Raw genomic sequence first — 25,607 nt, forward strand, 5'->3', positions numbered from 1 at the left:
TGGATTGCTTCGCTCCGCTCGCAATGACGGCTGAAAGAGCTCAGCCCGCCGCGACGATCGTCCCCTCGACCTCGCCGAAGCCGACGCGGTAGCCGTCGCCCTGGCACCAGCCGCGCATCACGAGCGAGTCGCCGTCTTCGAGGAACGTGCGCTTGATGCCGCTCGCAAGCTCCACGGGCTCGCTGCCGTTCCAGCTGATCTCGAGCAAGCTGCCGCGCTGGTGCTTCTCGGGACCGGAGATGGTGCCGCTGCCGAGGAGATCGCCGACGTTCATGGCGCAGCCCGAGGAGGCGTGGTGCACGAGCTGCTGCACCGACGACCAGTACATGTACTTGAAATTGGTGCGGCAGATGCTCTTCGCCTCGTTCATGCCGCTGGCGCGCAAGGCAACGTCGAGCTCCATGTCAAAATTGTTCGGCCGCGTCTGCTTCAAATAGGCCAGCGGCTCCGGCTCCTGCGCCGGCCCATGCAGGCGGAACGGCTCCAGCGCCTCGCGCGTCACGATCCACGGGCTGATCGAGGTGGCGAACGCCTTGGCCTGGAACGGGCCGAGCGGGACGTATTCCCATTGCTGGATGTCGCGCGCGCTCCAGTCGTTGAGGATGGTGAAGCCGAAGATCATCTCCTCGGCCTGCGCCTCGGTGAGCATCTCGCCCATCCTCGAGGCCTGGCCGACGATGACGCCCATCTCCAGCTCGAAATCGAGCCTCTTGCACGGCCCGAAGCTCGGCACATCGACATTCGGCGGCTTCAACTGCCCGCGCGGGCGCTTCACTTTGGTGCCGCTCACGACCACGGTGGAGGCGCGGCCGTTGTAGCCGATCGGCATGTGCAGCCAGTTCGGCTGCAGCGCATTGTCCTTGCCGCGGAACATGACGCCGACATTGGTGGCGTGCTCCTTCGAGGAATAGAAATCCGTGTAGCCGGCGACCGCGATCGGCAGATGCAGCGTGACGTCGCGCATAGGTATCAGCGCGCGCTGGCGCAGCTTCTCATTGTCGCGCAGTTCCGGATGATCGTGGCGCAACAGCTCGCTGATCCGCGCCCGCGTGCTCGACCAGGCTTTAGGGCCCAGCGCCATGAAGGGATTCAGCGCGGATGCGGCAAACACACTGGTGTCGGGCACATCGATGCGGCAATCCTGGGCGAGTTGCCAGAGATCGAGCACGTGGTCGCCGATCGCAACGCCCACGCGCGGAGCAAGGCCGTCCTTTGCCGAGAACACGCCGTAGGGCAGGTTCTGGATCGGGAAGTCGGAGGCGGGATCGACTGATATGAAGGAACGGAGTCTCGGGTCGTTGGGATGGGGCACTACAACTCTCCAGTCGGAAAATCGTCATGCCCGGGCTTGACCCGGGCATCCATCCTACGAAGAGCGATGGATCGCCGGGTCAAGCCCGGCGATGACGAACAATGTATTCGGCTACGGCTTTTTCGGATCGAACCGCTTCTCCAGGCCCTTCCAGCAATCGGCGTAATCATCCTGCAAGGTCGAAGCCTTCGCCGCGTACTCCGTCACCCGCTGGGCAAAGCGCGTCTCGAACATGAAGGCCATGGTGCCCGTCAGCTTTACCGGCTTCAGCTCGACATTGCTGGCGTGATCGAAGGCCTCGCGGTCGGGGCCGTGCGGCAGCATGCAATTGTGCAGGGAAGCGCCGCCGGGAACGAAGCCCTGCGGCTTGGCATCGTAGACGCCGTAGATCAGGCCCATGAATTCGCTCATGATGTTCATGTGATACCACGGCGGGCGGAACGTGTTGTCGGCCACCATCCAGCGCTCCGGGAAGATCACGAAATCGATATTCGCCGTGCCCGCGGTCTCCGACGGTGAGGTCAGCACGGTGAAGATCGAGGGATCGGGGTGATCGAAAGCGATCGCGCCGACCGGCGAGAAGGTGCGCAGGTCATATTTGTACGGCGCGTAGTTGCCGTGCCAGGCGACGACGTCGATCGGCGAATGCGGCAGCTCGGTCCTGAACAGCGAGCCGCCCCATTTCACGAACAGCTCGGTCGGCGTGTCCTTGTCCTCATACGCCGCCACCGGCGTCAGGAAGTCGCGCGAATTGGCGAGGCAATTGGCGCCGATCGGGCCGCGCTCCGGCAGCGTGAAGGCGCCGCCGTAGTTTTCGCAGAGATAGCCGCGAGCCGGGCCGTTCGGGATCTCGACGCGGAATTTGACGCCGCGCGGGATCACCGCGATCTCGCCGGGCTCGACGTCGATGCGGCCGAATTCGGTGACGAGACGGAGATTGCCCTGTTGAGGGACGAACATCATCTCGCCGTCGGCATTGTAGAAGTTCTGGTCCACCATCGACTTGGTGATCAGGTACATATGCGCCGCCATGCCCGCTTGCGTAGGGGCATCGCCCGCGGTGGTCATGGTGTGCACGCCCTGCAGGAAGGTGACGTCGCCCTTGGGAAGCGGCGCCGGATCCCAGCGCAGCTGCGCGATCGGCAATTCATATTCATGGCAGGGCGCGGTGCGCCACAGGCCCATGTCGACCTTGGTGAAGCGGCCGGAATGCTTCACCGACGGGCGGATGCGATACAGCCAGGAGCGCTCGTTGGAACCGCGCGGCGCGGTGAAGGGCGAGCCGGAAAGCTGCTCGGCGTAGAGCCCGTAGGCGCAGCGCTGCGGCGAGTTGCGGCCCATCGGCAGCGCGCCCGGCAGCGCCTCGGTTTCGAAACTGTTGCCGAAGCCGGACATGTAGCCGGGCGTGATCTGCGCCGCGCTGCGGCTGATGGTGTCAGGCGAGGTGTTGATGTTCATGTCTATCCTCCTCCTTGCAAGGCCGCCCACATTTCGCGGTCGCGCGCATCGGTCCAGATCACGGGATCGTCGATTCCAGATGCCTCGTCGAAGGCGCGCGACACGTTGAACGGCAGGCAGTGTTCATAGATGGCGAAGCTCGAGAATTTCGGGTCCATCACCTCGCGGGTCGCCGCCATCGATTCCTTCAGGCTGCGGCCCTTGGCGACCGAGGTTTCGGCGGCCCCATAAAGGGTCGTGACGAAGTCGCGGGTCATCGCGATGGCCTCGCGCACGGTGGCCGTTCCCTTCAGCGCATCGCCGCGGCCCGGCGCGATCGACTTGGGATTGAAGGCGCGGATCTCGTTCAGCGTCGCCGGCCATTCACGCAAGTAGGCGTCGCCGCAATAGCAGGCGGAGTGATACTCGATGAGATCGCCCGACAGCATCACCTCGGCGTCCGGCACCCAGGCGACGATGTCGCCGGAAGTGTGGCCCGCGCCTAGCGACATCAGCCGCACCTCGCGCTTGCCGAGATAGATGGTCATATCGGTCTCGAAGGTCAGCGTCGGCCAGGTCAGGCCGGGAATGCTCTTGGCGTCCTGGAACAGGCGCGGGAAACGGCCGTACTCGGAATCCCAATCCTGCTGGCCGCGCTCCTCGATCAGGCGATAGGTCTCCTGCGAGGCGACGATGCCTTGCGCCTTGTAGGCGGAGGCGCCCAGCACGCGCACGGCATGATAATGCGACAGCACGACATATTTGATCGGCTTGTCGGTGACGGTGCGCACCCGCTCGATCACCTTGTTCGCCATCGCCGGCGTTGCCTGCGCATCGAACACCAGGCAGCTATCGTCGCCGACGACGATGGCCGTGTTCGGATCGCCCTCGGCGGTGAAGGCGTAGAGATCGGGGCCGATCTCGGAGAAAGTCACCTTCTTCTCGGCGAGATCCCCGGTGGATGCGAAACTGACGGTAGCCATCAATCGATTTTCCCTTGAGCCGTTATTGTTGTTGCTGTTGTTGCTGCTGGCCCGCGTCCAGCATGCGCCGCTTTGCGAGTACAATCGCCTCGCGAAGGACGTCGATGTCGCCGATGTGGTTGGCGAGCACCAGCACCAGCGCGGCATCGAGATCGGCGCTCTGGGCCTGGCTGAGGCCCCGATGCGCCTCGACGACCGCGCGGAAGGCGTCGTCGGGCTTGGCGAAATTCGAGCTGGTCGAAAGCGGCATTGCGAAAACCCTCAGTTGAGCCCGCAGGCGCGCGCCAGCGCCGCATCGATCGCCGCCCGGCTCGGCTGACGGAAACGCGCGGCGACATAGCCATCCGGCCGCAGCAGATAGGTGGCGCCGCCGTCTGCATCGTAGCGCTCGCCGGCCAGTCCTTCGACATCGACGAGACCATCCGCGCCGCCGACGCGAATCGTGCCCACACCCTCGGGCGCTTCGAGCGCCCGGCCATTGCCAAACGTCAGCAGCGCAAAGCGCGTTCCCTTGAAAGCGTCGGTGAGGAACATAGGATTGCCCGAGGGATCGGCGACCGGTGCGTCCGGCATCGACGTGCCCGGCCGCGGGCCGCCGCGCCAATCGTCGGCGTCGGGCGTCGACAGCGGCGTGTCATAGACGGACGGCAGCGACAGCCGCCCGCCATTGACCATGCGCTTGCCGAACTCGGTTTCCTTGGCGAGCGACAGCACCGCCCGGCGCAACCGCGCTTCCTGCTCCGTCGCCGGGGCCATGAAATCGGTCGAGCGCGTCGATTCGCGGATGTTCTCGTCGGCCGCCGCGCTGCGCTCGATGTGATAGGTTTCCAGCAGGCTTTCCGGCGAGGCGCCGCGCAGCACGCGGTCGAGCTTCCACGCAATGTTCTCGGCGTCCTCCAGTCCCGAATTGGCGCCGCGCGCGCCGAACGGCGAGACCTGGTGCGCGGAGTCGCCGGCAAAGATCACGCGGCCATGAACGAAGCGGTCCATGCGCCGGCACTGGAACTTGTAGAGCGAGATCCATTCGAAATCGAACTGCTCATGGCCGAGCATGCGCGCGATCCGCGGCGCGACGTTCTCCGGCCTCTTCTCCACCGCAGGATCGGCGTCCGGATTGAGCTGCAGGTCGATGCGCCAGACATCGTCCGGCTGCTTGTGCAGCAGCGCCGAGCGGCCGGCATGAAAAGGCGGATCGAACCAGAACCAGCGCTCGGTCGGGAAGGCCGCGGTCATCTTCACGTCGGCGATCAGGAACTGGTCCTCGAATACCTGTCCGGAAAACTCCGCGCCGACCATCTGCCGCAGCGACGAGCGCGCGCCGTCGCAGGCGATGACATATCGCGCATGCAGACGGTACGGGCCTTCCGGCGTCTCGACCGTGAGCGCGACATAATCGTTGCGCCGCTCCAGCGCGCTCACCTTGTTGCGCCAGCGCAGATCGATGTCGGGCAATTGCACGACGCGGTCGACCAGATAGGCCTCGGCATAGAACTGCTGCAGGTTGATGAAGGCCGGCCGCTTGTGGCCCTGCTCCGGCAGCAGGTTGAACTGGTAGAGCAGGGAATCGCCGTGAAAGATCTTGCCGACGTTCCACACCACGCCCTTGTCGACCATGCGCTCGCCGACGCCGAGCCGGTCCCAGAATTCCAGCGCGCGCTTGGAAAAGCAGATCGCCCGCGAGCCCTCGCCGATGCGGTCGGCATCGTCGAGCAGCACGACCTTCTGCCCGCGCTGGGCGAGATCGATCGCCAGCGACAGGCCTACCGGGCCGGCGCCGACCACCACCACCGCATGTTCCGCCGGGCTCGTGCCGGGCCGATCCTGGTCGGGATGCCGGCGATATCCGAACTGGACTTTGTTCTGCGCCATGGGTTTGCTCTGGCCAGCGGGTCGCTGGTCTGCTAATTAGTCTCACTTGCAACTATCTTAAACCCCGTCCGCAGCCCGCCGTCAACTCAAATTGGAGCGATCCTTGGCCAAGGCAACGTCGAGCGAGCAGGCCGCCCTTGTCCGCGAGGACACGGCAGCGAAGAAGAACGCGCGACTCGACCTTTTCAAATTCGTTCCGTTCCGCCTCAACCGGCTGGCGGCCGAGGTCTCCAATGCGCTCGCCGTCGAATACGGGGAACGCTACGGGCTCGACATCCCTTCATGGCGGGTGCTGGCGACGCTAGGCTTCCGCAAGGACGCCTGCAGCGCGCAATATGTCGCGGAGTGCACGCGGACGCACAAATCGACCATCAGCCGCGCGGTGACGGCGCTGATGAAGCGCCAGTTCATCGAACGCGTCGAGAACGAGAACGACCGCCGCGAGTTCCGCCTGCGCCTGACCCGCAAGGGCCGCGCGCTGTACGAGGAGCTGTTCCCGCGCCTGATGCAGCGCGAGCAGGAGATCCTCGCCGGCCTCTCGACGCAGGAGCGACGCGATTTCGCGGTTCTGCTCGGCAAGCTCGAGGCGAGCCTCGGCCTGGTGCAGACCAGCGAGGAGGCCGACGCGAAGGAGGCGTATTAGTTCCGTCATTGCGAGGAGCGATAGCGACGAAGCAATCCAGCTTTCTTGTTGCGGCGAAAGAAGCTGGATTGCTTCGCGGAGCCTGTCATCCGGCGGCGCTTCGCGCCGACCGGGTGGCTCGCAATGACGGTGACTATGCCCGGTCGATGTGCTTGGCGATGACTGGGAAATATTTGTCGCCCGATCCCGCGTCGATGGTTTCCTGTAGGATTGTCCCGATCAGCTCCGCGCCGCGAATCTTGATTCCGGCATCACGCGCCAATTCCAGCGCGTAGGACAGATCCTTGAGCGCATATTCCGTCGAGAAGGCGCGCTCGGGATAGGCGCCCGGCAAAATCGCCTTCATGCCGTGGTTGCGCAGCGCGAAACTGTCGGCCGAGCCCTTGGAGAGCGTCTCCAGCAGGAGCTTCGCGTCGACGCCATTGTGACGCGCGACCGCAACCGCTTCGGCGAGCGCATTGACCGTCTCGAACAGCACCATGTTGTTGAGGATTTTCGTCACCTGCCCTGCGCCGACGCCGCCGCAATGGGTGACGTCGGTGGCAAAGCAGCGGATCAACGGCTCGATCGCGGCATGAAGCGCCGCCGTCGTGCCGACCATGACGCTGAGCGTGCCGTCCTGCGCCGCCTGCCGCGTGCGCGCGATCGGCGCATCCACCCATGAAGCGCCCTTGTCGGCCAGCTGGCGGGCGAAATCGCATGTCTGGCTCACCGACGACGTGCCGAGATCGATGACGACCTGCCCCGTCCGGATGTTCTTCAGGATGCCGTCGCCCTCGAACACTGCGCGGACATGCCTTGCGCTGGGCAGGCACAGAAACACCATATCGCTTTGCTTCAGCACATCTGCGACGCAGGCCGCGATGCCGGCGCCCTCGCCGCGCAGCCGCGCCAGCGGCTCGGCCGCAAGATCGAACGCCAGAACGCGGCGGCCGCTCTTCTTCAGGAGATTGCGGCAGATCGGCTCGCCCATCACGCCGAGGCCGATGAAGCCGATGGTCGGGTACGCGCTCATGCCGGTTCTACTTCACAAACGACCGCGACGGCGCCAGATGCAGCGCAAAAGCATCGACCTTGTCGCTGGCGCGCGGGTAGATTTCGCCGACGATCGGATCGTGGCCGGGAATGAAGCGGTCGGGATGACCCGCAAGCCGCTCGACGGTCTCCCAGCCCGTCGCCATGTCGCCCACATTGTAGACGATCGGAAAGGGACTGCGCTTCTGCAGGTTCGCATAATAATGCGCGGCGTCCGAGGCCAGCACCACGGGTCCGCGCGCGGTCTCCACCCGCACCACCTGCAGCCCGTCGGAGTGGCCGCCGACGCGATGCACGCTCACGCCGGGCGCGACCTCGCCGTCGCCGGAATGGAAGGTGACGCGCTCGCCATAGACGTGGCGCACCATCAGCGTGACATGTTCGACGGAAAAGGGATGCCGCAGCATGCCGTTGCACATGCAGCGCCCGGTGGCGTAGCTCATCTCGCGGTCTTGCAGATGAAACCGTGCATTCGGGAACCGGTCGAGGTTGCCGGCGTGGTCGTAATGCAGATGGGTGACGATGACGTCCCTGATCTGTTCAGCCGTGACACCAAAACCCGCCAGCGCATCGACCGGATTGAGCGTCAACTTGCGGGTGCGCGCCTTGGCCTCCTCGGCATTGAAGCCGGTGTCGACCAGGATGTCGCGGCCGCCGCCCCGGATCAGCCAGACGAAATAGTCAAGATCCTGCGCCGCGGTGTCGTGCGGGTCAGGGAGGAGAAAATTCATGTGGGGCGTGCGCGGCGACATGGTGGCGTAGCGGAGCGCGTAGATTTCGTAGGCGTTTCCCATCGGCTTTGCTTTTGATTGTTTGAGGGGTCGGAGCGCCAGACCAAGCCATTGGCACGCTCAAAGGTCAAACCGCGCCCCGCGCATGTCAGGCGCGTGACCGTGCTGCCCTGTAATGTGACGCCAATCACATTGATATGGCAGGACTATCGGTCGACGAACGGCGCTGCGCGGGTTCGCGGCGTCCCGACCGGTTGCGGGCAGCCGCCGTCATTCCCGAGCCTTTCCCATGTTTTGTCGCGGTGAATTGTCGCAATAAACATCGGCGCGGCAAGCGGTTGACGGTCCGTTTGCCGGGTTTGATAATCGCTCATTCGTCGAGTAAGGTCGCCGCGGCGCAAGCTGGATCGGCGCCTTTTGGGCTGGACCGCCGCCGCTATGAAAATCCGCGTATTGTTTCTTTCCCTGCTGCTTTCGGTCGCATCGGCCGCACCGTCATTGGCTGCCGGCGAGCGCCTGGCTCTCGTCATCGGCAACGCGAAATATCCGGACGCCGAGGCGCCGCTGCGCGAGCCGATCAACGACGCGCGCGAACTCGCCGACGAATTGAAGCGCGATGGCTTTGCCGTCGATATCGGCGAGAACCTGACCGGCGAGCAGATGCGCCGCGCCTTCGACCGCCTGTACGGCAAGATCAAGCCCGGCTCCGTCGCGCTGCTGTTCTTCTCGGGCTTCGGCATCGAGTCCGGCCGGCAGAGCTACATGATCCCGGTCGACGCCCAGATCTGGACCGAGGCGGATGTGCGCCGCGATGGCTTCAGCCTCGAAAAGGTGCTCGGCGAGATCAACAGCCGCGGTGCGGGCGTCAAGATCGCGCTGATCGATGCCTCCAGACGCAACCCGTTTGAGCGACGGTTCCGCAGCTTCTCCGCCGGCCTTGCGCCGGTCATCGCGCCGAACGGCACGCTGGTGATGTATTCGGCGGCGCTGTCTTCCGTGGTCGCCGATAATGGCAGCGACCGCAGCCTGTTCGTGCGGGAATTGCTCAAGGAAATCCGCGTGCCCGACCTGACGGCCGAAGAAACGCTGAACCGCACCCGGGTCGGCGTCACCCGCGCCTCGCGCAGCGAGCAGGTGCCGTGGATATCGTCCTCGCTGGCGGAGGATTTTTCCTTCATTCCCGGCGGCTCGCGACCCCCAGGCTCGGCGACGCAGGCGAAGCTGCCGCCCCCGCCGCCGGCCAAGCAGCCGATAAATATCCCGCCGCCGCCTCCCCCGCCTGCGCAGGAGCCGGCCAAGATCGACATCCCGCCGCCGCCAAAGCAGATCGAAGTCAAGATTCCGCCGCCTCCGCAGCAGCCGCCGAAGACTGAAAACACGCTGGCCGACGATCCGACCATCAAGAGCCTGACTATCAAGCTCAACGACAATCCGGACGATGCGGCAGCACTGTACCGCCGCGGCCAGGTCTATGCCAGCAAGGGCGCCTACGATCTGGCGATCAAGGATTTCAATGGTTCGCTGCGCCTGAACCCGAAGGACGTCGAGGCCTACAACAACCGTTGCTGGGCCCGGACCGTAATCGGCGACCTGCAGGCGGCGCTGAAGGATTGCAACGAGGCGCTGCGGCTGCGGCCGAATTTCGTCGATGCGCTGGACAGCCGCGGGCTGTTGAACCTCAAGAGCGGGCAGACCAAGAATGCCATCGCCGATTTCGATGCTGCGCTGCGGATCAATCCCCGCCTGACCACCTCGCTGTACGGGCGAGGGCTGGCCAAAAAGCGAAATGGCTCGATTGCCGAGGGAGATCTGGACATTGCCAACGCCAAGGCGATGGACCCGAATATCGTCAAGGAATTCGCGGAATACGGGGTACAGTGACGCGTTTTTGAGGCGGTACGCCTTCGAACCCCGGGGCACCGCCGTAGACTAATGTGAATAATCACCGCGACCGGCGAGGCGCGGCTGTCCATTTGGTAAGCTGATTGGAACCGCGCGAGCCGCGCAGGAGGGACTGGCAATGGCAAAGCTTTCTGGAACCAAGAATCTGACCGCGATCGCCGCGATCTTGACCGTCGGCACCGCCCTTTCATTTGGCCCCGGCGCGGCGTTGGCCGCCGACGAAGTCACCGAGGACCAGATCCTGAAGGCTCTCACCCCGACCAAGAAGCCGCTGACCCGCGGCCTGTCGACCGGCGGATCGCCGCAGCCCGCCGTCAACCCCACCGAGAGCAAGTTCGTGTCCAGCGTCCGCGGACGCACCACCCGCTCGCTATCGCGGACCGAGCGCGAGGAAATCGCCGCCATCGTCAAGGACAAGCCGAAGATCGATCTGGAAATCACCTTCGACTACAACTCCGCCGACATCAGCACCAAGTCGATTCCCTCGGTCGAGGCGCTGGGCCGCGCCTTGTCCAATGCCGAATTGAAGGGCTCCACCTTCGTGGTCGCCGGTCACACCGACGCGGCAGGCGGCGAAGAATACAACCAGAACCTGTCCGAGCGCCGCGCCGATGCGATCAAGAAATATCTGGTCGACAAATACGGCATCAACGGCAGCGACCTCGTCACCGTCGGCTATGGCAAGAGCAAGCTGAAGGATCCGGCCCAGCCGCTCGCGGAAGCCAACCGCCGCGTGCAGGTGGTGAACATGGAAACCAAGGTCACCGCGCAGAAGTAGGCTGAGACTGGCTGGCGCAGTGTTTGCGGCTATTTCGATGCAGAGCCTCCGTCCGGGCAGCCGCCCGAACGGAGGCTCTTTTCGCAACCTCCCGGCGGTTTGCCGCGGCCGGACGGTATCCACAGCGCGGGAAAACGCGCTAACATAGGCGGCTTGCCCCGCGCGACGGCGCTGCTCCACACGAATTTGCTCCTGGAATGATCCGGCGATGAAGCCCCTCACCGAATATGTCAAGCCTGCGCTCGGAACGCTGGCTTTCGTCATCCTCGTCGGCGGTTATTACTGGTGGGAGCACCGTCCGCACCGCGAGAAGCCGGAGACGACCGGACAGGCCCTGGTCGTGGTCGCCAAGTCCGTCAACGCCTGCTTCTCCGACATGGTGCGGGTGACCGGGTTCATCGTGCCCAAGCGCGAGGCCGTGGTCGGCGCCGATCAGGAAGGGTCCAAGGTCACCGATCTCTTCGTCCGCGAGGGCGATCTCGTCACCGAGAACCAGGAACTGGCGCGCCTGTCGCCGCCGCCGCAACAGCCGGGCCAGCCGGGCGGCGGCCGTACCGGCCCGGTCTCGCTGCGGGCGCCGGCCGCGGGCCTCGTCACCGAGGTACGCACCATCGTCGGCGCGCCCGCCTCGCCCCAGGCCGGCCCTATGTTCCGCATTGCCGTCAACAACGAGATCGAGCTCGATGCCGAGGTGCCGAGCGTCCACATCCTCAAGCTCAATCCCGGCGCCACCGCCCGTATCAGCCGCGACGGCGCGCCCGACCTCGTCGGCCGCGTCCGCCTGGTATCGCCGCAGATCGACCGCACCAGCCAGCTCGGCAAGGTGCGCATCGCGATGACCAGCAATCCCTCGCTGAAGGTCGGCATGTTCGCGCGCGCCAATATCGACGCCAAGCGCAGCTGCGGCGTCGCCGTGCCGCACACCGCGATCGACCGCCTCACCGTTCAGGTGGTGAAGGGAGGCAACACGATCGAGACGCGCAGGGTGCGCGTCGGGCTGTCGTCGGAAACCTCCACTGAAATTCTCGAGGGCCTCGACGTCGGCGAGATCGTCGTCGCCGACGCCGGCACCTCGCTGCATGACGGTGACCAGGTGAAAACCATGTTTGCTGATGAACTCGATCGTGTGCGGGTACGCTGATGGCTCTCAATATTTCCGCTTGGTCGATCCGTAATCCGCTCCCCTCCATCGTCTTCTCGATCATCCTGCTGGTGCTCGGCTGGGTGTCGTTCACCAAGCTGGCGGTGACGCGGTTGCCGTCGGCGGACATCCCCGTGATCTCGGTGGCGGTCTCGCAATTCGGAGCTGCGCCGTCGGAACTGGAGTCGCAGGTCACCAAGACCATCGAGGACGGCGTCTCCGGCGTCGAGGGCGTGCGGCACATCTCCTCCTCGATCACCGACGGGCTGTCGGTGACCACCATCCAGTTCGCGCTGGAAACCAACACCGACCGGGCGCTCAACGACGTCAAGGACGCGGTCACGCGGGTGCGCGCCAACCTGCCGCAGAACGTCACCGAGCCGCTGATCCAGCGCGTCGATGTCATCGGCCTGCCGATCGTCACCTACGCCGCGATCTCGCCCGGCAAGACGCCGGAGCAGCTCTCCTACTTCGTCGACGACGTGGTCAAGCGCGCGCTGCAAGGCGTGCGCAACGTCGCCCAGGTCGAGCGCATCGGCGGTGTCGAGCGCGAGATTCTCGTTTCGCTCGATCCCGACCGGCTGCAGGCGGCGGGCCTGACCGCGGTCAATGTCAGCCAGATCCTGCGCGGCACCAATGTCGACCTCGCCGGCGGCCGCGCCGAAATCGGCAAGAACGACCAGGCGATCCGCACGCTCGCCGGCGCCAAGACGCTGAACGAGCTCGCCGGCACCATGATCCCGCTGTTCTCCGGCGGCGAAGTGCGGCTCGACGACCTCGGCACCGTCACCGACACCATCGCCGACCGCCGCACCTTCGCCCGTTTCAACGGCGAGCCGGTGGTGGCGCTGGGCATCAAGCGCTCCAAGGGCGCTTCCGACGTGGTGGTGGCCGCCGCGGTGCAGAAGCGCATCGACGCGCTCAAGGTCGCCTATCCAGACGTCGACCTGAAGCTGATCGACACCTCGGTCGATTTCACCAAGGGCAACTACGAAGCGGCGATCTCGACCCTGTTCGAGGGCGCCGTGCTCGCCGTCATCATCGTGATGCTGTTCCTGCGCGATTTCCGCGCCACCATCATCGCCGCCGTCTCGTTGCCGCTGTCGATCTTCCCGGCGTTCTGGGTGATGGACATCCTGGGCTTCTCGCTCAACCTCGTTTCCTTCCTCGCCATCACGCTGTCGACCGGCATTCTGGTCGACGACGCCATCGTCGAGATCGAGAACATCGTGCGCCACATGCGCATGGGCAAGTCGCCCTACCGCGCCGCGCTGGAGGCCGCCGACGAGATCGGCCTCGCCGTGATCGCGATCTCGCTGACGATCATCGCGATCTTCGCCCCGGCCAGCTTCATGTCCGGCATCGCCGGGCAGTTCTTCAAGCAGTTCGGCATCACCGTGTCGGTGCAGGTGTTCTTCTCGCTGCTGGCGGCGCGCTTGGTCACGCCGATGCTCGCGGCCTATTTCATGAAAGACACCAAGCACGAGGATCCGCCGCCGGGCTTCATCCTGCGGAACTACCACAAGCTCGTGACCTGGTCGGTGCGGCATTACTTCATCACCATTCTGGTCGGCTTCGGCGTCTTCGCCGCCTCGATCTGGAGCATCACCTTGCTGCCGCAGGGCTTCCTGCCGGCGCAGGACACTGCACGCTCGCTGCTGGCGCTCGAACTGCCGCCCGGCACGCAGCTCGCCTACACCGAGAAGGTGACCGAGGAGATCGTTGCGCGCCTGCGCAAGCGACCCGAGGTGAAGAACGTGTTCGTCGACGGCGGCCGTGTCCCGCCGGGCACGCAGGAAGTCCGCCGCGCCGCGCTGATCGTCAACTACACGCCGAAGGGCGAGCGCAAGATCACCCAGCGCGAGCTCGAGCTGTCGATCAGCAATGAACTCGTGAACATTCCCGACATCCGCTTCTGGTTCCTCGACGAGAACGGCCTGCGCGCGATTTCGCTCGTGGTGACCGGCGTCGACAGCAACATCGTCAACAACGTTGCCAGCGAGCTGGCGACGCAGATGAAACGGGTTCCGACCATCGCCAACGTGATCTCGGAGACGTCGCTCGACCGGCCCGAGCTGCGCATCCGGCCGCGCGCCGAGCTGGCCGCGCGGCTCGGCGTATCCACCGAGAGCCTGTCGCAGACCATCCGCGTCGCCACCATCGGCGACGTGGGGCCCGCGCTGGCAAAATTCGACGCCGGCGACCGCCAGGTGCCGATCCGCGTCCAGCTCGAGGATTCAGCGCGCGGCGATCTCTCGATGCTGCAGCAATTGCGCGTGCCGCTCGGCCAGCGCGGCGAGCGCGGCGGCGTACCGCTCTCGGTCGTCGCCGACATCCAGCTCGACCAGGGGCCGACCAGCATCAACCGCTACGACCGCGAGCGGCAAGCGACCGTCGCCGCCGACCTCGTCGGCAATTCCGCGCTCGGCGATGCCACCAAGGCGATCTACGATCTGCCCGTCATGAAGAGCCTGCCCAAGGGCGTCAAGGTGAGCCCGTCGGGCGACGCCGAAAGCCTCAACGAGCTCTCCGAAGGCTTCGCCACCGCCATCACCGCCGGCCTGATGATGGTCTATGCCGTGCTGGTGCTGCTGTTCGGCACCTTCCTGCAGCCGCTCACCATCCTGTTCTCGCTGCCGCTCTCGATCGGCGGCGCGGTCGGCGCGCTGCTGCTCACCGGCAAGCAGCTCACCACGCCGGTGTGGATCGGCATCCTGATGCTGATGGGCATCGTCACCAAGAACGCCATCATGCTGGTGGAATTCGCCATCGAAGCGATGAAGGAAGGCAAGAAGCGCGAGGAAGCGATGATCGACGCCGGCATGAAGCGGGCACGGCCGATCGTGATGACGACGATCGCCATGGTCGCCGGCATGATGCCGAGCGCGCTCGCGGTCGGCGCCGGCGGCGAGTTCCGCTCGCCGATGGCGCTCGCGGTGATCGGCGGCCTGATTTTCTCCACGGTGCTGTCGCTGGTGTTCGTCCCGGCAATGTTCATGCTGATGGACGATGTAGGCAATCTGATCTGGCGCTTCGGCAAGCGGCTGATCGTCTCTCACGGCGAGAACGAGGAGCCGCCGTCCGGCCATCACCATGCGCCGCCCGTTGCCAAAGGCCCGCCTCCGGTCCCGCCCAGCGTGGCGCCCGCGGCGGAGTAGAAAGCACACAGCATACGTTGGCGCAATGATGCTGTTGCCCAATGCAGACGACGCGATCCTCGATATCCGCAAGATCGAGGATTACTGCTTGAACCCTTTGCATGCCCGCGGACGTCACAAGGCGCGTGTCTTTCGAGAGGCCCTTGACCTCACGCGTGCGGATTCAGCCTGGTTGCGGGACACGTTGCTTGCTGCGGCGCGTACTGCCCGCGTTTCACCTGCCGGACAGGACGCTTGGGGTGCCTATTGGAGGTTCGACACAACGATCAGGCGACAGGACAAAAGCGCCGTGGTAGGAACAGTCTGGATCGTGCGGACGGGCAACGTTGTGCCGGTCTTTATGACTTGTTGGGTGCTATAATGACAGAGACTGGCCCCGTTGTTCTGGACGTTGTGGCGCTGCTGGCGGATATGCCCGACCGGCGGCTTGCGCGCGGCCAGGTCGGGACCGTCGTGCAGCGACTTGACGATGAAACATCGCTTGTCGAGTTTAGCGACGAGCAGGGACGCGCGTATGCCATCGTACCCTGTCCTCGAACGGATCTGCTGACGCTTCACTACGTTCCGGAGGAGGCCTGAGCGTTCAGGCTCGCCGCTTTCCCCGCGCTACTCGTTCCTCGCCACCGCCGTCAGCTTGTTCAGGTTCTGCAGCAGGATGCGGCCGCGCTGCAGGTCCAGGATGCCGTCCTTGCGCCAGAGCTGGAGCTGGCGGTTGACGCTTTCGCGGGCGGCGCCGACGAAGACGCCAAGCTGTTCCTGCGAGATATGAACCTCGGAGCCGAAATCGGCGGCGAGCGCGCAGAGCCGGCGCGCGAGGCGCACCGGCAGCGGCTGCAGCATGGATTCCTCCATGCGCTCGCTCTGCCAGCGGATGCGCTGGCAGAGCAGCATGATGATCTTGATGGCGACCTTGGGCTCGCGCTCGAGGAAACTGAGAAAATCCTCGCGGCGCAGCACGAACAGTTCCGATGCCTCGCCGGCGGTGGCGTCCGCCGTGCGGTTCTGGCCGTCGAGCACAGCGACCTCGCCAAAGAGATCGCCGGGGCCCATGAAATTGAGGGTCAGCCTGCTACCATCCGACGCACCTGTCTCGATCCGAATCTGGCCGCGGCGCACCCCGAACAGGGCGTCGCCCGCATCGCCCTTCTGGAAAAGAACCTCGCCCGATGCCATTTGCTGGGTATGGCAAAGGCCCGCAATCCGCTGCAGCTCGTCGGCGCCGAGGTCTGCAAACATCGGATTCATCTTCAAAATGACAGCAAATTCGGCCTGTTTACTCATGGCAATGCCTTTTCAAGTCCGGCTCGTTCGGAAGGGAGCTGTCGCATGGTTCGGCCTCGGAGAAGTGTGCCATAAGTCACATAAGTTTGCAGTCCCCCCGTTTATTTTTGCCTCCTTTGAGCCTGCCGCCTGATCCGCGGTAAACTCGCCCCTGCCTGTCTGGAACGTCGAAATGAGAACACTGAAAATCGCAGGCGCCGCCGTCGTTGCCGTGATCGTCGTGATCGCGCTGCTGCTGGTCGTTGGCGTCCCCTCCGGATTCCTGACGTCCGCCATCCAGGAGCGGGTCGAGCGCGAGACGGGCTACAAGCTCACCATCAATGGATCGACCAGGATCGGCATCTGGCCGCAGCTCAACGTGACCCTGAAGGACGTCACGCTGGCCGATCCGAAGGACCGCGACATCACCAATCGCCTCACCGCCGCCAGCATCGAGGCCGATGTGACGCTTGCCAGCGTCTGGTCCGGCAAGCCCGAGATCACCGAGCTCGTCATCGTGCGCCCGGTTCTGAGCCTGCCGCTGCAGCGCGAACGCTCGCGCGCGATCCCGGCGAAACCGGTGGGGGGCGCGGCGGCGGCCGCCTTCTCGATCGAGCACGTCATCGTCACCGGCGGTACCGTCGTGTTCTCCAACCTGCGCGACCGCGTCGAAAGCAGGATCGAGGGCCTCAACGCCGACATCATCATGACCGACGACCGCAAGGTTCGGATCACGGGAAATGCCCGCACCGGCGAGCATCCGCTGAAGTTCGACATCAAGGCGACCGCGCCGGGTGCGCCGCTGGAGCGGCAGAACATCCCGACCGAATTCACCCTCGAGATCCCGGCCCTGCTGCCGGCGCCTGCCGCCGGCAAGGCCGAGGTGCGGCTGAACGGCAGCATCATCCAGATCAACGGCCTTTCCGGCATGCTCGGCGACGGCGCCTTCAACGGCTGGGCCTCGATCGACGTCAGCAGCAAGCCGCTTGTGAAACTCGATCTCGACTTCCACCGGCTCAACGTCGCCATGGCCAAGAGCACGCCCGGCTCGGCAAAAGCGCCGTGGAGCAATGCGACCATCGACATCAACGGGCTCAATTATGTCGATGCCCAGGCGCGCATCTCGGCGGCCCAGCTCAATCTCGGCGACACGCAATTCGCGCCGGCCGCGATCGAGGCCAATCTGGCGAGCGGCATCCTGAAGCTGCGCGTCGCCAATCTCGGTACCTATGGCGGGCTGGCCAATGGCGACCTCACCATCGACGCTTCCACGGCCGTGCCGAGCTACGCCCTGCAGACCGATCTCACCGGCGTGCGCGCGCTGCAATTGCTGCAAACCGCTGCCGATTTCGACAAGCTCGACGGCAAGCTGCAGGCGAAGATCGCCGTACGCTCGACCGGCAACAGCCAGCGCGCCATCATGAGCAACATGACCGGCACGGTGTTCGCCCTGTTCCAGGATGGTCAGATCCGCGGCCTCAACGTCGCGCAGATGATCCGCTCGCTGACCGCCTCTACGCTCTCCGGCTGGCAGGAGAACAGCCAGCAGGCCACCGACCTCACCCAGCTCTCCGCCTCCTTCAAGATCGACAAGGGCCAGGCCACCACCTACGACCTCAACCTCGTGGGCCCGCTGGTCAAGGTGACCGGCGTCGGCACCGTCGACCTCGGCACCAAGCAGATGGGATTCCGCGTCGAGCCGAAGCTCGTGATGACCACCGAAGGCCAGGGCCGCGTCACCGATCCCGTCGGCTTCGGCATTCCCGTCATCATCGACGGGCCGTGGTCGGAGCCGCGGATCTACCCCGAGATGAGCGGCATCCTGGAAAATCCGGAAGCGGCCTATGCCAAGCTGCGCGAGATGGGCAAGGGCCTGTTCGGCAAGGACGGCGCCGGCCTTGGCGCCGCAATCGGCGGCCTGCTCAGCGGCATCCAGCAAGGCGGCGCGCAGCCGGGCCAGCAGCCCGGCACGGGTGCCGGCGCCGGCCAGCCCAACGCGCTCGGCGGCGACCTCGGCGCGACCATCGGCAACCTGATTCAGCAGGGCCTCGGCGGGCTCAACCAGCCGCAAGCCGCGCCCGGCCAGCAGCCGCAGGCATCGGGCCAGCCACCTGCCGGTGGCCGTTCCCAGGGCCGCAGCATCCCCTCGCCCGGCGCGGGCCCGGCACCGCTGCCGCAGGCGGAAACGGCCTCGCCGCCGCCGGCCGCGGCGAGCGGACCGGTGCCATCCGCCCAGGAGAGCCAGCCGATGAACGACGTGCTGCGGCAGCTTTTCAACCGCTGAATCCGCTGGAAACCGGCCGAACTGCCCACAATCCGGGCTAACCATGACAGGCATTAGCCGGCCCGCCCTTCCGATCTGTGCTAAAATTTGACGGATGCCGCGGGCCGATGGCCTTGCGGCGTCATTCGCGAATTTGGCAGCCGATACGCGCGCCCGAACGGGGCGGCCGAGGGTCTCGATGAACGCGGTCAAGGACAAGAGCTGGTTCATGCGCGGCGGCTTGTTCGCCAAGTATGTGATCTCGCTGGTCGGCCTCGTCGTCTTCGTGCTCGCCGTCAACGGCGTGATGGAAACCTGGATCGGCTATCGCGCGACCCGTACCTCGCTGATCGACGGCATGGCCGAGAAGGCCGAGGCGACCGCGCGCCGCATCGACCAGGCGATGAACGACCTCGAGCGGCAGACCAGCTGGGTCACCCGCGCCAGCGCCAACCAGTTCACACCCGAGCAGCGCCGTGTCGACTACACCCAGCTGCTCAACCAGGTGCCGGCGGTCAGCCGGGTCTCCTTCATATCCGCCCAGGGCCGCGAGGAGCTGCGGCTGTCGCGCGGCGGCGGCGTCTCCTATGGCTCCTCGGTCGACTTCTCCCGCGACGCCCGCTTCAGCGAGGCGCTGGCGCGCGGCGCCACCAGCTTCTCGCAGGCCTATTTCCGCGACGGCCGGCCGTTCATCTCGCTGACCATGGCCCATACCGGCTACAGCGGCGCCGGCGTCGGCGTCACGGTCGCCGAGATCGACCTGCGCTTCCTCTCCGATTATCTCGGCGACAGCCAGGTCGGCCGCAACACCGTTGCCTTCGTCGTCGATTCCCAAGGGCTTGTGCTCGCTGCCTCCAGCAAGGGTCCGGAGATCGATAAGGATCTCGCCGCGCTGCCGCAGGTGGCCTCCGCACTGACCGGCACGGGCCAGACCACCGGCAAGGACTGGCGCGGGCAAGACGTGCTGACGGCGTCCTCGACCGTGCCGAAATTCAAGTGGACCGCGTTCTTCGAGCAGCCGACGGCGCAGGCGCTGACGCCGATCCGCGACCAGCTGGTGCGCGTTGCGCTTTTGATCGGGCTCGGCCTGTTCGTTGCCATCCTCGCCGGCATGGTGCTGGCGCGGCGCATGCTGATTCCGATCACGGCGCTGTCCTCCGGCGCGCGGCTGCTTGGCGAGGGCAAGTTCGGCCACCGCATCGAGGTGAAGACCAAGGACGAGCTGGAAGAGCTGGCCGGGCAGTTCAACAGCATGGCCGCGCAGCTGCAGGAAACCTACACCGACCTCGAATGGAAGGTGAAGGAGCGTACGCGGGACCTGGCGCAATCCATCAACGAGCTGAAGGTGCTGGAAGAGGTCGGCCGCGCGGTCGCCTCCTCGCTCGACCTCAACGCCGTGCTGCCGACGGTGGCGGCGCGGGCGCTGGAGATCACCCATGCCGACGCGGTGCTGATCTACACCTTCGACGCGGGCAACGACCGCTTTGACCTGACCGAGGCGATCGGCGTCGACAAGAACGCCGAAGGCAGCCATCGCGCCATCGAGCGCGCCGGTTCGACGCTGGGCGAGGCGGCGAGCTCCGGCGAGCCGATAGCAATCCCGAACCTGCACAAGGCCGGCGACATTCCCTTGCGCGAAGTCGCGATCGAGGCCGGCTTCTACTCGGTGCTGGTCGTGCCGCTGGTCGACCAGACCGGCGTGCTCGGCTCGCTGGTGGTATTGCGGCGCAACGCCGGCGACTTCCCGCAAAACCTGATCGGCCTGATGAAGACCTTTGCGCACCAGGCGGTGCTGGCGATGCGCAACGCGTGGCTGTTCAGCGAGGTGAACCGGAAGAGCCACGACCTGGAAGTCGCCCATTCCACGGTGCAGCAGCAGGCGGCGACGCTGCAGGAGCAGCGGGACCAGCTGAAGGACTGGAACAAGTCGCTGGAGGACCGCGTCGAAACCCAATTGGGCGAGATCGAGCGCATCCGCAAGCTCGAGCGATTCCTCGCCCCGCAGGTGGCGCAACTGATCGCCTCCTCCGACGGCCACGAGGGCCTGCTCGACAGCCACCGCCGCGAGGTCACCGTCGTGTTCTGCGACCTCAGAGGCTTCACGGCCTTCACCGAGCAGACCGAGCCGGAAGAGGCGATGAACGTGCTGCGCGAGTATCATGCGGCGCTGGGCGAATTGATCTTCCGCTACGAAGGCACGCTCGACCGCTACGCCGGCGACGGCGTGATGATCCTGTTCAACGCGCCGATCCAGTTCGAGGATCACACCAAGCGCGCGGTGAAGATGAGCGTCGAGATGCGCGACACCATCGGCGCGCTGACCCAGCGCTGGCGCAACCGCGGCCACAATCTCGGCTTCGGCATCGGCATCGCGCTCGGCTATGCCACGCTCGGCCAGATCGGCTTCGAGCAGCGGCTGGAATACGCCGCGATCGGCAGCGTCACCAACTTGGCCTCGCGCCTGTGCGACGAGGCCGAGGCCGGCCAGATCGTGGTGAGCCGCCGCGTCTACGGCATGGTCGAGCCATGGGTCGACGGCCGGCCGATCGACGATTTGAACCTGAAGGGCTTCAACCACCCGGTGCTGGCGGCGGAGATCCTTGGCTGGCGCGAGGAGGTCGACAACGTGGTGGATGCGTCGGCTGCGACGGCGAAGCGAAGGAAGAAATAGGGCGCCGGCGCGGCATGTTCGCTGCCGCCCGACCGAACCCGTTCCGTGTTCGCTGCGACCAAGGGGGGAACCCGCTCGCCCCCGCGAGCCCATGAACACGGCCGGAGTATCCCCATGCGCTCGCGCACCGCCTCGATCACGCTCGCCGCGGCCCTTGCGGCCGTTCTTTCCGTTTCGGCCGCGCAGGCCGGCATGAACAACCTCAACGTCAGCCCGGGGCTGTCCCCCCGCGCCACGCCCTCCATCCCGGACGTCAAGGTGCGGCCTCTGATGATCGATGCCAGGATCAAGCTGCATTGCTATTACACCCGCGAGCGCAACGAGCTCGGCGTGTGGGTGACCCGGAGGCACTGCAATTAGTAGCGCCGGTGCTGCACACTCCGTGTCGCCCCGGCGAACGCCGGGGCCCAAAACCACCGCTCGCGATTGTCTTGCTACGCTGGAGCTACAGCCTTTCTTCACAACCACCATTCGCGGTTATGGGTCCCGGCGTTCGCCGGGACGACAGCGAATGTGTGTCGACGGCATTCCCTCACTTCATGTTCGCGATCGCGTGCAGCGCGGCGATATAGCCGAACGGGCCGAGGCCGGCGATGACGCCGGTCGCGACGAACGAAATCTTCGAGTGACGGTGATACTCGTCGCGGGCATGGATGTTGGAAATATGCACCTCCAGCGTCGGCCCCTCGAAGATCTTGATCGCATCCATGATGCCGACCGAGGTGAACGAAAACCCGGCGGGATTGATGATGAGCGCGTCGGCCTTTTCGCGCGCGGACTGGATCAGGTCGATCAGCACGCCCTCGTGGTTCGACTGATGGAAGTCGATCTGTAGTCCCAACTCCCTGCCCTTTGCCTCGCAGCTCGCCTTGATCTCTCCGAGCGTTGTGGTGCCGTAAATGTGCGGCTCGCGAATGCCGAGCATGTTGAGGTTGGGGCCGTTCAAGATCATCACGCGCTTCATCGATCGCTTCCTTCCTGGGTGGCGCGAGAACCCGGATCGTGCCTTCTCCGCCACGGCTCAACAAAAATGTCGAAAACAACCCCATGCAAAGTAGCCGCCGGCCGCCATGAGAGCCTTGCGCCGCGCCAAATTGTCACAGTCCCGAGGATCCGAACGCTATTCCTTTCAGCCAAGCCGCTCTTCGATGACCGACCACGGAATGGCCTTTCGTATCATTGCACGGCGACTGCCTCGCTTGGCCGGCATCTTCTCAAGTTCCTGCAAATCGGACGGTGTCAGCGGCCGGCCCTGCCGCAGCTTATGCAGGACGATGTTGTCTTGATGCGCGCGCAGGAAATGCCTGGCCCTTGCCTTGAAGCGCGCAAAATCGGCTTGGCAATATGAGGCATAGAGTAGTACATTAGCTCAAGTGGAGCCGCGCCGTGATTGTGAGCTTCCGTGACGACTGGTTGCGCGAGTTCTTCGTCAACGACGCCAGATCGAAGAAAATCCCGGCCGATCTCGGGGATCGCCTGTTCCGCAAGCTCCAGATGATCGACGATGCGACGACGGACCGCGATCTGAGATCGCCGCCCAGCAATCATTTCGAGAAGCTGCGGGGTCATCTCGACGGCCTTCACTCGATTCGCGTCAACAAGCGATGGCGGCTGGTGTTTCGATGGGACAGCGGGCGGGGCGAGGCGAAAGATATCTATCTCGACGACCACAGTTACAGGTGAGGCAAGCCATGTTGATGACAAAACGCAAGCCCGCGACGATCGGCGAAATCCTGGTCGAGGAATTCATGAAGCCGCGCGGCCTGACGCAGGGCGCGCTGGCCGACGCCATGGGCGTGCAGCGCAAGCACGTCAACGAGTTGTGCAACGATCGCCGCAATGTCACCGCGGCGACCGCACTCATTCTCGCCCGCGTGTTCGGCAACAGCCCGGATTTCTGGCTCAACGTGCAGCGCCGCAGCGACCTTTGGGAAGCGATGCATTCACCACGCGACCGCAAGCGGATCGAACGCGCGCGACCCCTGACATCGGCGGCATGAGAGCCGGCAATTCACGTTCGGCGGAGATGTTGGCGATGCTGCGATCCGCGATGTGACGCGATAGTCACAGTCCGGCGAATATCGCGGCGGCCCCGCCCCTGCTTCTGTTCCGACACGGAACTGCCCCGATTGGCCGCCGGACTGGCGGCAACCAAGAGGGGCGACCATGTCTCGATCCTTAAGACTTGCCGCGATCGTCGCCGGCGCCGCGACGCTGGCGGCCTGCGGGCAATCGCCGTTGCGCAGCTCGCATTCGGACTTGCGCAGTTCGGCGACGCGGCAGGCCGCGATCGAGCAGCCGCGCCCACGGATAGCGACCGCCTCCGTGGCGCGGCGCGCGCCGGCGGTTGAACCCGGCGAGAGCCAAAGCAACACCAGCGGCAAGTCGCAAGGCATCGCGAGCTTCTATTCGCAGGGCACGAAGACCGCGAGCGGCGAGAGGTTCGATCCCAAGGAGCTCACCGCCGCGCATCCGACGCTGCCGTTCGGCACCAGGCTGCGCGTCACCAATCAGCACACCGGCCGCTCGGTGACGGTGCGCGTCAACGACCGCGGGCCCTATGTGCCGGGACGCGTGGTCGACGTTTCCTATTCCGCCGCGGAACAGCTCGGCATGGTCGGCCGGGGCATCGCGCCGGTGAAGCTCGACGTCGTGCAGTGAAGCTCACTTGACGTAGCGCCGGTAAAGCCAGATCGCCAGCAGCACCAGCAGCGATCCTGCAACCGCAGCTACGACGTCGCGCAGCGAGATCGACACCTTGTCGAGGCCGGGCAGCAGATCGAGCCAGCGGAACAGCGCGCCGCCGATCAGCGCGCCAACAAGGCCGAGGCCGAGATTGCGGAAGCTGCCGAAGCCTTCACGGTCCCAGGTGATGAGACGCGAGGCGAGGCCGCCGCCGATCAGGCCGACGACGATCCAGACGATCATCTGCGCAACTGTCGGCATCGTCATCGCTTCCTCCCCTGCTCCGCGTCTTATGGTTGTCGCGAATTGAAGCGGCAAGTGCTCCTCCGGTCAACCGTGATCACCGCGACGGGTAGATGGCCGGGAAAAGCCCGGCCATGCGGGAGGAGGCGTCACGGGCAACGTCTGCCGTCGAACCGGCCGATGCGGCAAAAGACCAATACAGGCGGCCCGAGCGGGCATCGCCCCAGCTTTGCCCCGAGGCCCCGTTCTGCTATCGAAGAGGCCGGAAAACCCGATGGATTGCCGATGAATCATTGCATCACGCGCGACCGTTACCCGAAGCTTGCGGCATTGCTTGCAGCGGCCCTGCTCACCGCAGCTTCTCTGCTCACTGCCCTGCCGGCGCTGGCGGCGGGTGAGGAAGACGGCGGGGCGCCGCGCGGGCCGGCGGTGACTGTGCTGAAGGTGGCGAAGTACTGCTTCAACAACAATGTCGAGGTGTCCGGCATCGTGCGGGCGCGGGAGGAGACCTCGGTGCGGCCGGAGCGGCTGGGCGCCAAGGTCACCGATATCATGGCGGACGCCGGCGACACCGTCACCGCGGGCCAGGTGCTGGCGCGGATCGCGCCGCCCGAGGGCGGCAGCATTGCCGTGCAGGCGCCGGTGGCGGGGCTGATCTCGCAGTCCACGGCGCAGATCGGCGGCATGGTCGGCGCCAAGGGCGAGGCGCTGTTCAACATCGTGGCGCGCAGCGAATACGACCTCGTCGGCATGGTGCCGGTGAAGGACATCGCCAAGCTCCAGGTCGGCCAGCAGGCGCGGATCAAGATCATCGGCGCGGGCGAGGTCGACGCGCGGGTGCGCCGCATCGCGCCGACCATCGAGCCGAACAGCCAGCTCGGCCAGGTCTTCATCGGCATCACGCCGGCGCGGCGCTTCCTGATCAATTCGAGCGGACGCGCGCTGATCAAGACCGGGCAGAGCTGCGGCATCGCCGTGCCGCTGACCTCGATTCTCTACGGCAGCGCCGGCACCGTGGTGCAGGTGGTGCGCCGCGCCCGCGTCGAGACGCGCCGCGTCGAAACCGGGCTGATGGCGGCGGGCCAGGTCGAGATCAAGGAGGGCCTGCAGGAGGGCGACACCGTCGTCGCCCGCGCCGGTGCGCTGCTCCGCGAAGGCGATCCGGTGCGCCCGGTGACGGCGGCCGCGCAAGCTAAGTGAGCTGTCGTCGCTGCGAACAAGCCGTCGTCCCTGCGAACGCAGGGACCCATACCGCGCGATCTATCGGTTGCTGACGGAGGCCGGGACTCGGCTCAGACAATCAGCTCGCTGAGATCTCGCCATTCAAGATTATCGCGCTCGATCAGCTCGATCTTCCAGTCGCGCTTCCATCGCTTCAACTGCTTTTCACGCGCGATCGCTTCTTCTGGCCGCTCATAGGATTCGACATAAACGAGGCGGAAAACGCCGTACTTCTTGACGAATTCCGAGCCCTCGCCGCTGCGATGCTGCTCCAG

At 65.4% G+C, this 25,607-nt stretch carries 25 protein-coding genes; 14 read left to right on the forward strand and 11 right to left on the reverse strand.

Going from position 1 to position 25,607, the window contains the following annotated elements; all coding sequences use genetic code 11:
* Positions 1 to 40 precede the first annotated feature (40 nt).
* The 5 genes from fahA to ACT4OC_RS27595 all read right to left on the reverse strand — a co-directional run bounded on the left by fahA (position 41) and on the right by ACT4OC_RS27595 (position 5,601).
* Entirely contained in the window at positions 41 to 1,312 is a 1,272-nt protein-coding gene (gene fahA / locus ACT4OC_RS27575) for a fumarylacetoacetase (RefSeq protein ID WP_444842215.1), read from the reverse strand.
* 111 nt (positions 1,313 to 1,423) lie between these two features.
* Complete coding sequence (gene hmgA, locus ACT4OC_RS27580) at positions 1,424 to 2,770, reverse strand: homogentisate 1,2-dioxygenase (protein ID WP_444842216.1); 1,347 nt, start codon at positions 2,768 to 2,770, stop codon at positions 1,424 to 1,426.
* Between the two features lie 2 nt (positions 2,771 to 2,772).
* The gene (locus tag ACT4OC_RS27585; protein ID WP_444842217.1) at positions 2,773 to 3,732 is read right to left on the reverse strand and encodes an MBL fold metallo-hydrolase; all 960 of its coding nucleotides are present in this window, start codon (positions 3,730 to 3,732) and stop codon (positions 2,773 to 2,775) included.
* 22 nt (positions 3,733 to 3,754) lie between these two features.
* Complete coding sequence (locus ACT4OC_RS27590) at positions 3,755 to 3,982, reverse strand: DUF2783 domain-containing protein (RefSeq protein WP_444842218.1); 228 nt, start codon at positions 3,980 to 3,982, stop codon at positions 3,755 to 3,757.
* A gap of 11 nt (positions 3,983 to 3,993) precedes the next feature.
* A complete protein-coding gene (locus tag ACT4OC_RS27595; protein WP_444842219.1) occupies positions 3,994 to 5,601 on the reverse strand; it encodes an FAD-dependent oxidoreductase in 1,608 nt (535 codons plus the stop codon).
* A gap of 103 nt (positions 5,602 to 5,704) precedes the next feature.
* Here ACT4OC_RS27595 and ACT4OC_RS27600 point away from each other — a divergent pair, with 103 nt between their 5' ends.
* Positions 5,705 to 6,244 carry a MarR family winged helix-turn-helix transcriptional regulator gene (locus ACT4OC_RS27600; protein WP_444842220.1) on the forward strand — a complete coding sequence of 180 codons (540 nt, stop codon included), beginning with the start codon at positions 5,705 to 5,707 and terminating at the stop codon, positions 6,242 to 6,244.
* A 133-nt stretch (positions 6,245 to 6,377) separates the two neighbouring features.
* Here ACT4OC_RS27600 and ACT4OC_RS27605 read toward each other — a convergent pair whose 3' ends face one another.
* Both ACT4OC_RS27605 and ACT4OC_RS27610 read right to left on the reverse strand, forming a co-directional pair.
* A complete protein-coding gene (locus ACT4OC_RS27605) occupies positions 6,378 to 7,259 on the reverse strand; it encodes an NAD(P)-dependent oxidoreductase (RefSeq protein ID WP_444842221.1) in 882 nt (293 codons plus the stop codon).
* A 7-nt stretch (positions 7,260 to 7,266) separates the two neighbouring features.
* On the reverse strand, positions 7,267 to 8,073 hold the full coding sequence (locus ACT4OC_RS27610) for an N-acyl homoserine lactonase family protein (protein WP_444842222.1): 807 nt from the start codon (positions 8,071 to 8,073) through the stop codon (positions 7,267 to 7,269).
* A 375-nt stretch (positions 8,074 to 8,448) separates the two neighbouring features.
* Between ACT4OC_RS27610 and ACT4OC_RS27615 the strand changes: the two genes are divergently transcribed.
* From ACT4OC_RS27615 to ACT4OC_RS27640, 6 genes are all read left to right on the forward strand, one after another.
* Positions 8,449 to 9,891: a caspase family protein gene (locus ACT4OC_RS27615; RefSeq protein ID WP_444842223.1), complete on the forward strand. Its 1,443-nt coding sequence runs from the start codon at positions 8,449 to 8,451 to the stop codon at positions 9,889 to 9,891.
* A 139-nt stretch (positions 9,892 to 10,030) separates the two neighbouring features.
* Positions 10,031 to 10,690, forward strand: a complete 660-nt coding sequence (locus ACT4OC_RS27620; RefSeq protein ID WP_444842224.1) for an OmpA family protein — start codon at positions 10,031 to 10,033, stop codon at positions 10,688 to 10,690.
* A 208-nt stretch (positions 10,691 to 10,898) separates the two neighbouring features.
* Positions 10,899 to 11,831 (forward strand): efflux RND transporter periplasmic adaptor subunit, encoded by a 933-nt coding sequence (locus ACT4OC_RS27625; protein WP_444842225.1) that lies wholly within the window; start codon positions 10,899 to 10,901, stop codon positions 11,829 to 11,831.
* Positions 11,831 to 14,989, forward strand: coding sequence for an efflux RND transporter permease subunit (locus ACT4OC_RS27630; protein WP_444842226.1), 3,159 nt, complete (start codon positions 11,831 to 11,833; stop codon positions 14,987 to 14,989). Before ACT4OC_RS27625 ends, ACT4OC_RS27630 begins: the two co-directional genes overlap by 1 nt.
* A gap of 28 nt (positions 14,990 to 15,017) precedes the next feature.
* Positions 15,018 to 15,350: a DUF6883 domain-containing protein gene (locus tag ACT4OC_RS27635; RefSeq protein WP_444842238.1), complete on the forward strand. Its 333-nt coding sequence runs from the start codon at positions 15,018 to 15,020 to the stop codon at positions 15,348 to 15,350.
* Positions 15,351 to 15,400: 50 nt separating this feature from the next.
* Positions 15,401 to 15,568, forward strand: coding sequence for a DUF4926 domain-containing protein (locus ACT4OC_RS27640; RefSeq protein WP_444842239.1), 168 nt, complete (start codon positions 15,401 to 15,403; stop codon positions 15,566 to 15,568).
* 27 nt (positions 15,569 to 15,595) lie between these two features.
* Here the strand turns inward: ACT4OC_RS27640 and ACT4OC_RS27645 are convergent, their stop codons facing one another.
* The gene (locus ACT4OC_RS27645; protein WP_444842227.1) at positions 15,596 to 16,270 is read right to left on the reverse strand and encodes a Crp/Fnr family transcriptional regulator; all 675 of its coding nucleotides are present in this window, start codon (positions 16,268 to 16,270) and stop codon (positions 15,596 to 15,598) included.
* Between the two features lie 172 nt (positions 16,271 to 16,442).
* On the opposite strand from ACT4OC_RS27645, the gene ACT4OC_RS27650 reads away from it, so the two are divergent.
* The 3 genes from ACT4OC_RS27650 (at position 16,443) to ACT4OC_RS27660 (ending at position 21,543) form a co-directional block, all read left to right on the forward strand.
* Positions 16,443 to 18,533 (forward strand): AsmA family protein, encoded by a 2,091-nt coding sequence (locus tag ACT4OC_RS27650; RefSeq protein WP_444842228.1) that lies wholly within the window; start codon positions 16,443 to 16,445, stop codon positions 18,531 to 18,533.
* 178 nt (positions 18,534 to 18,711) lie between these two features.
* The gene (locus ACT4OC_RS27655; RefSeq protein ID WP_444842229.1) at positions 18,712 to 21,183 is read left to right on the forward strand and encodes an adenylate/guanylate cyclase domain-containing protein; all 2,472 of its coding nucleotides are present in this window, start codon (positions 18,712 to 18,714) and stop codon (positions 21,181 to 21,183) included.
* Positions 21,184 to 21,297: 114 nt separating this feature from the next.
* A complete protein-coding gene (locus ACT4OC_RS27660) occupies positions 21,298 to 21,543 on the forward strand; it encodes a hypothetical protein (RefSeq protein WP_444842230.1) in 246 nt (81 codons plus the stop codon).
* Between the two features lie 172 nt (positions 21,544 to 21,715).
* On the opposite strand, the gene aroQ is transcribed toward ACT4OC_RS27660, so the two are convergent.
* On the reverse strand, positions 21,716 to 22,147 hold the full coding sequence (gene aroQ / locus ACT4OC_RS27665) for a type II 3-dehydroquinate dehydratase (RefSeq protein WP_444842231.1): 432 nt from the start codon (positions 22,145 to 22,147) through the stop codon (positions 21,716 to 21,718).
* A 422-nt stretch (positions 22,148 to 22,569) separates the two neighbouring features.
* Between aroQ and ACT4OC_RS27670 the strand changes: the two genes are divergently transcribed.
* From ACT4OC_RS27670 to ACT4OC_RS27680, 3 genes are all read left to right on the forward strand, one after another.
* Entirely contained in the window at positions 22,570 to 22,866 is a 297-nt protein-coding gene (locus ACT4OC_RS27670) for a type II toxin-antitoxin system RelE/ParE family toxin (protein ID WP_444842232.1), read from the forward strand.
* An 8-nt stretch (positions 22,867 to 22,874) separates the two neighbouring features.
* On the forward strand, positions 22,875 to 23,183 hold the full coding sequence (locus tag ACT4OC_RS27675; RefSeq protein WP_444842233.1) for a HigA family addiction module antitoxin: 309 nt from the start codon (positions 22,875 to 22,877) through the stop codon (positions 23,181 to 23,183).
* A gap of 166 nt (positions 23,184 to 23,349) precedes the next feature.
* Entirely contained in the window at positions 23,350 to 23,844 is a 495-nt protein-coding gene (locus ACT4OC_RS27680) for a septal ring lytic transglycosylase RlpA family protein (RefSeq protein WP_444842234.1), read from the forward strand.
* A 3-nt stretch (positions 23,845 to 23,847) separates the two neighbouring features.
* On the opposite strand, the gene ACT4OC_RS27685 is transcribed toward ACT4OC_RS27680, so the two are convergent.
* Entirely contained in the window at positions 23,848 to 24,135 is a 288-nt protein-coding gene (locus ACT4OC_RS27685; protein ID WP_444842235.1) for a GlsB/YeaQ/YmgE family stress response membrane protein, read from the reverse strand.
* Between the two features lie 261 nt (positions 24,136 to 24,396).
* On the opposite strand from ACT4OC_RS27685, the gene ACT4OC_RS27690 reads away from it, so the two are divergent.
* On the forward strand, positions 24,397 to 25,311 hold the full coding sequence (locus ACT4OC_RS27690) for an efflux RND transporter periplasmic adaptor subunit (protein WP_444842236.1): 915 nt from the start codon (positions 24,397 to 24,399) through the stop codon (positions 25,309 to 25,311).
* Between the two features lie 92 nt (positions 25,312 to 25,403).
* Here the strand turns inward: ACT4OC_RS27690 and ACT4OC_RS27695 are convergent.
* Positions 25,404 to 25,607: GIY-YIG nuclease family protein (locus tag ACT4OC_RS27695; protein WP_444842237.1), on the reverse strand; the 204-nt coding region annotated here is incomplete at its 5' end.

It is taken from the genome of Bradyrhizobium sp. (assembly GCF_052389815.1).
In the GTDB taxonomy this organism is placed as follows: domain Bacteria; phylum Pseudomonadota; class Alphaproteobacteria; order Rhizobiales; family Xanthobacteraceae; genus Bradyrhizobium.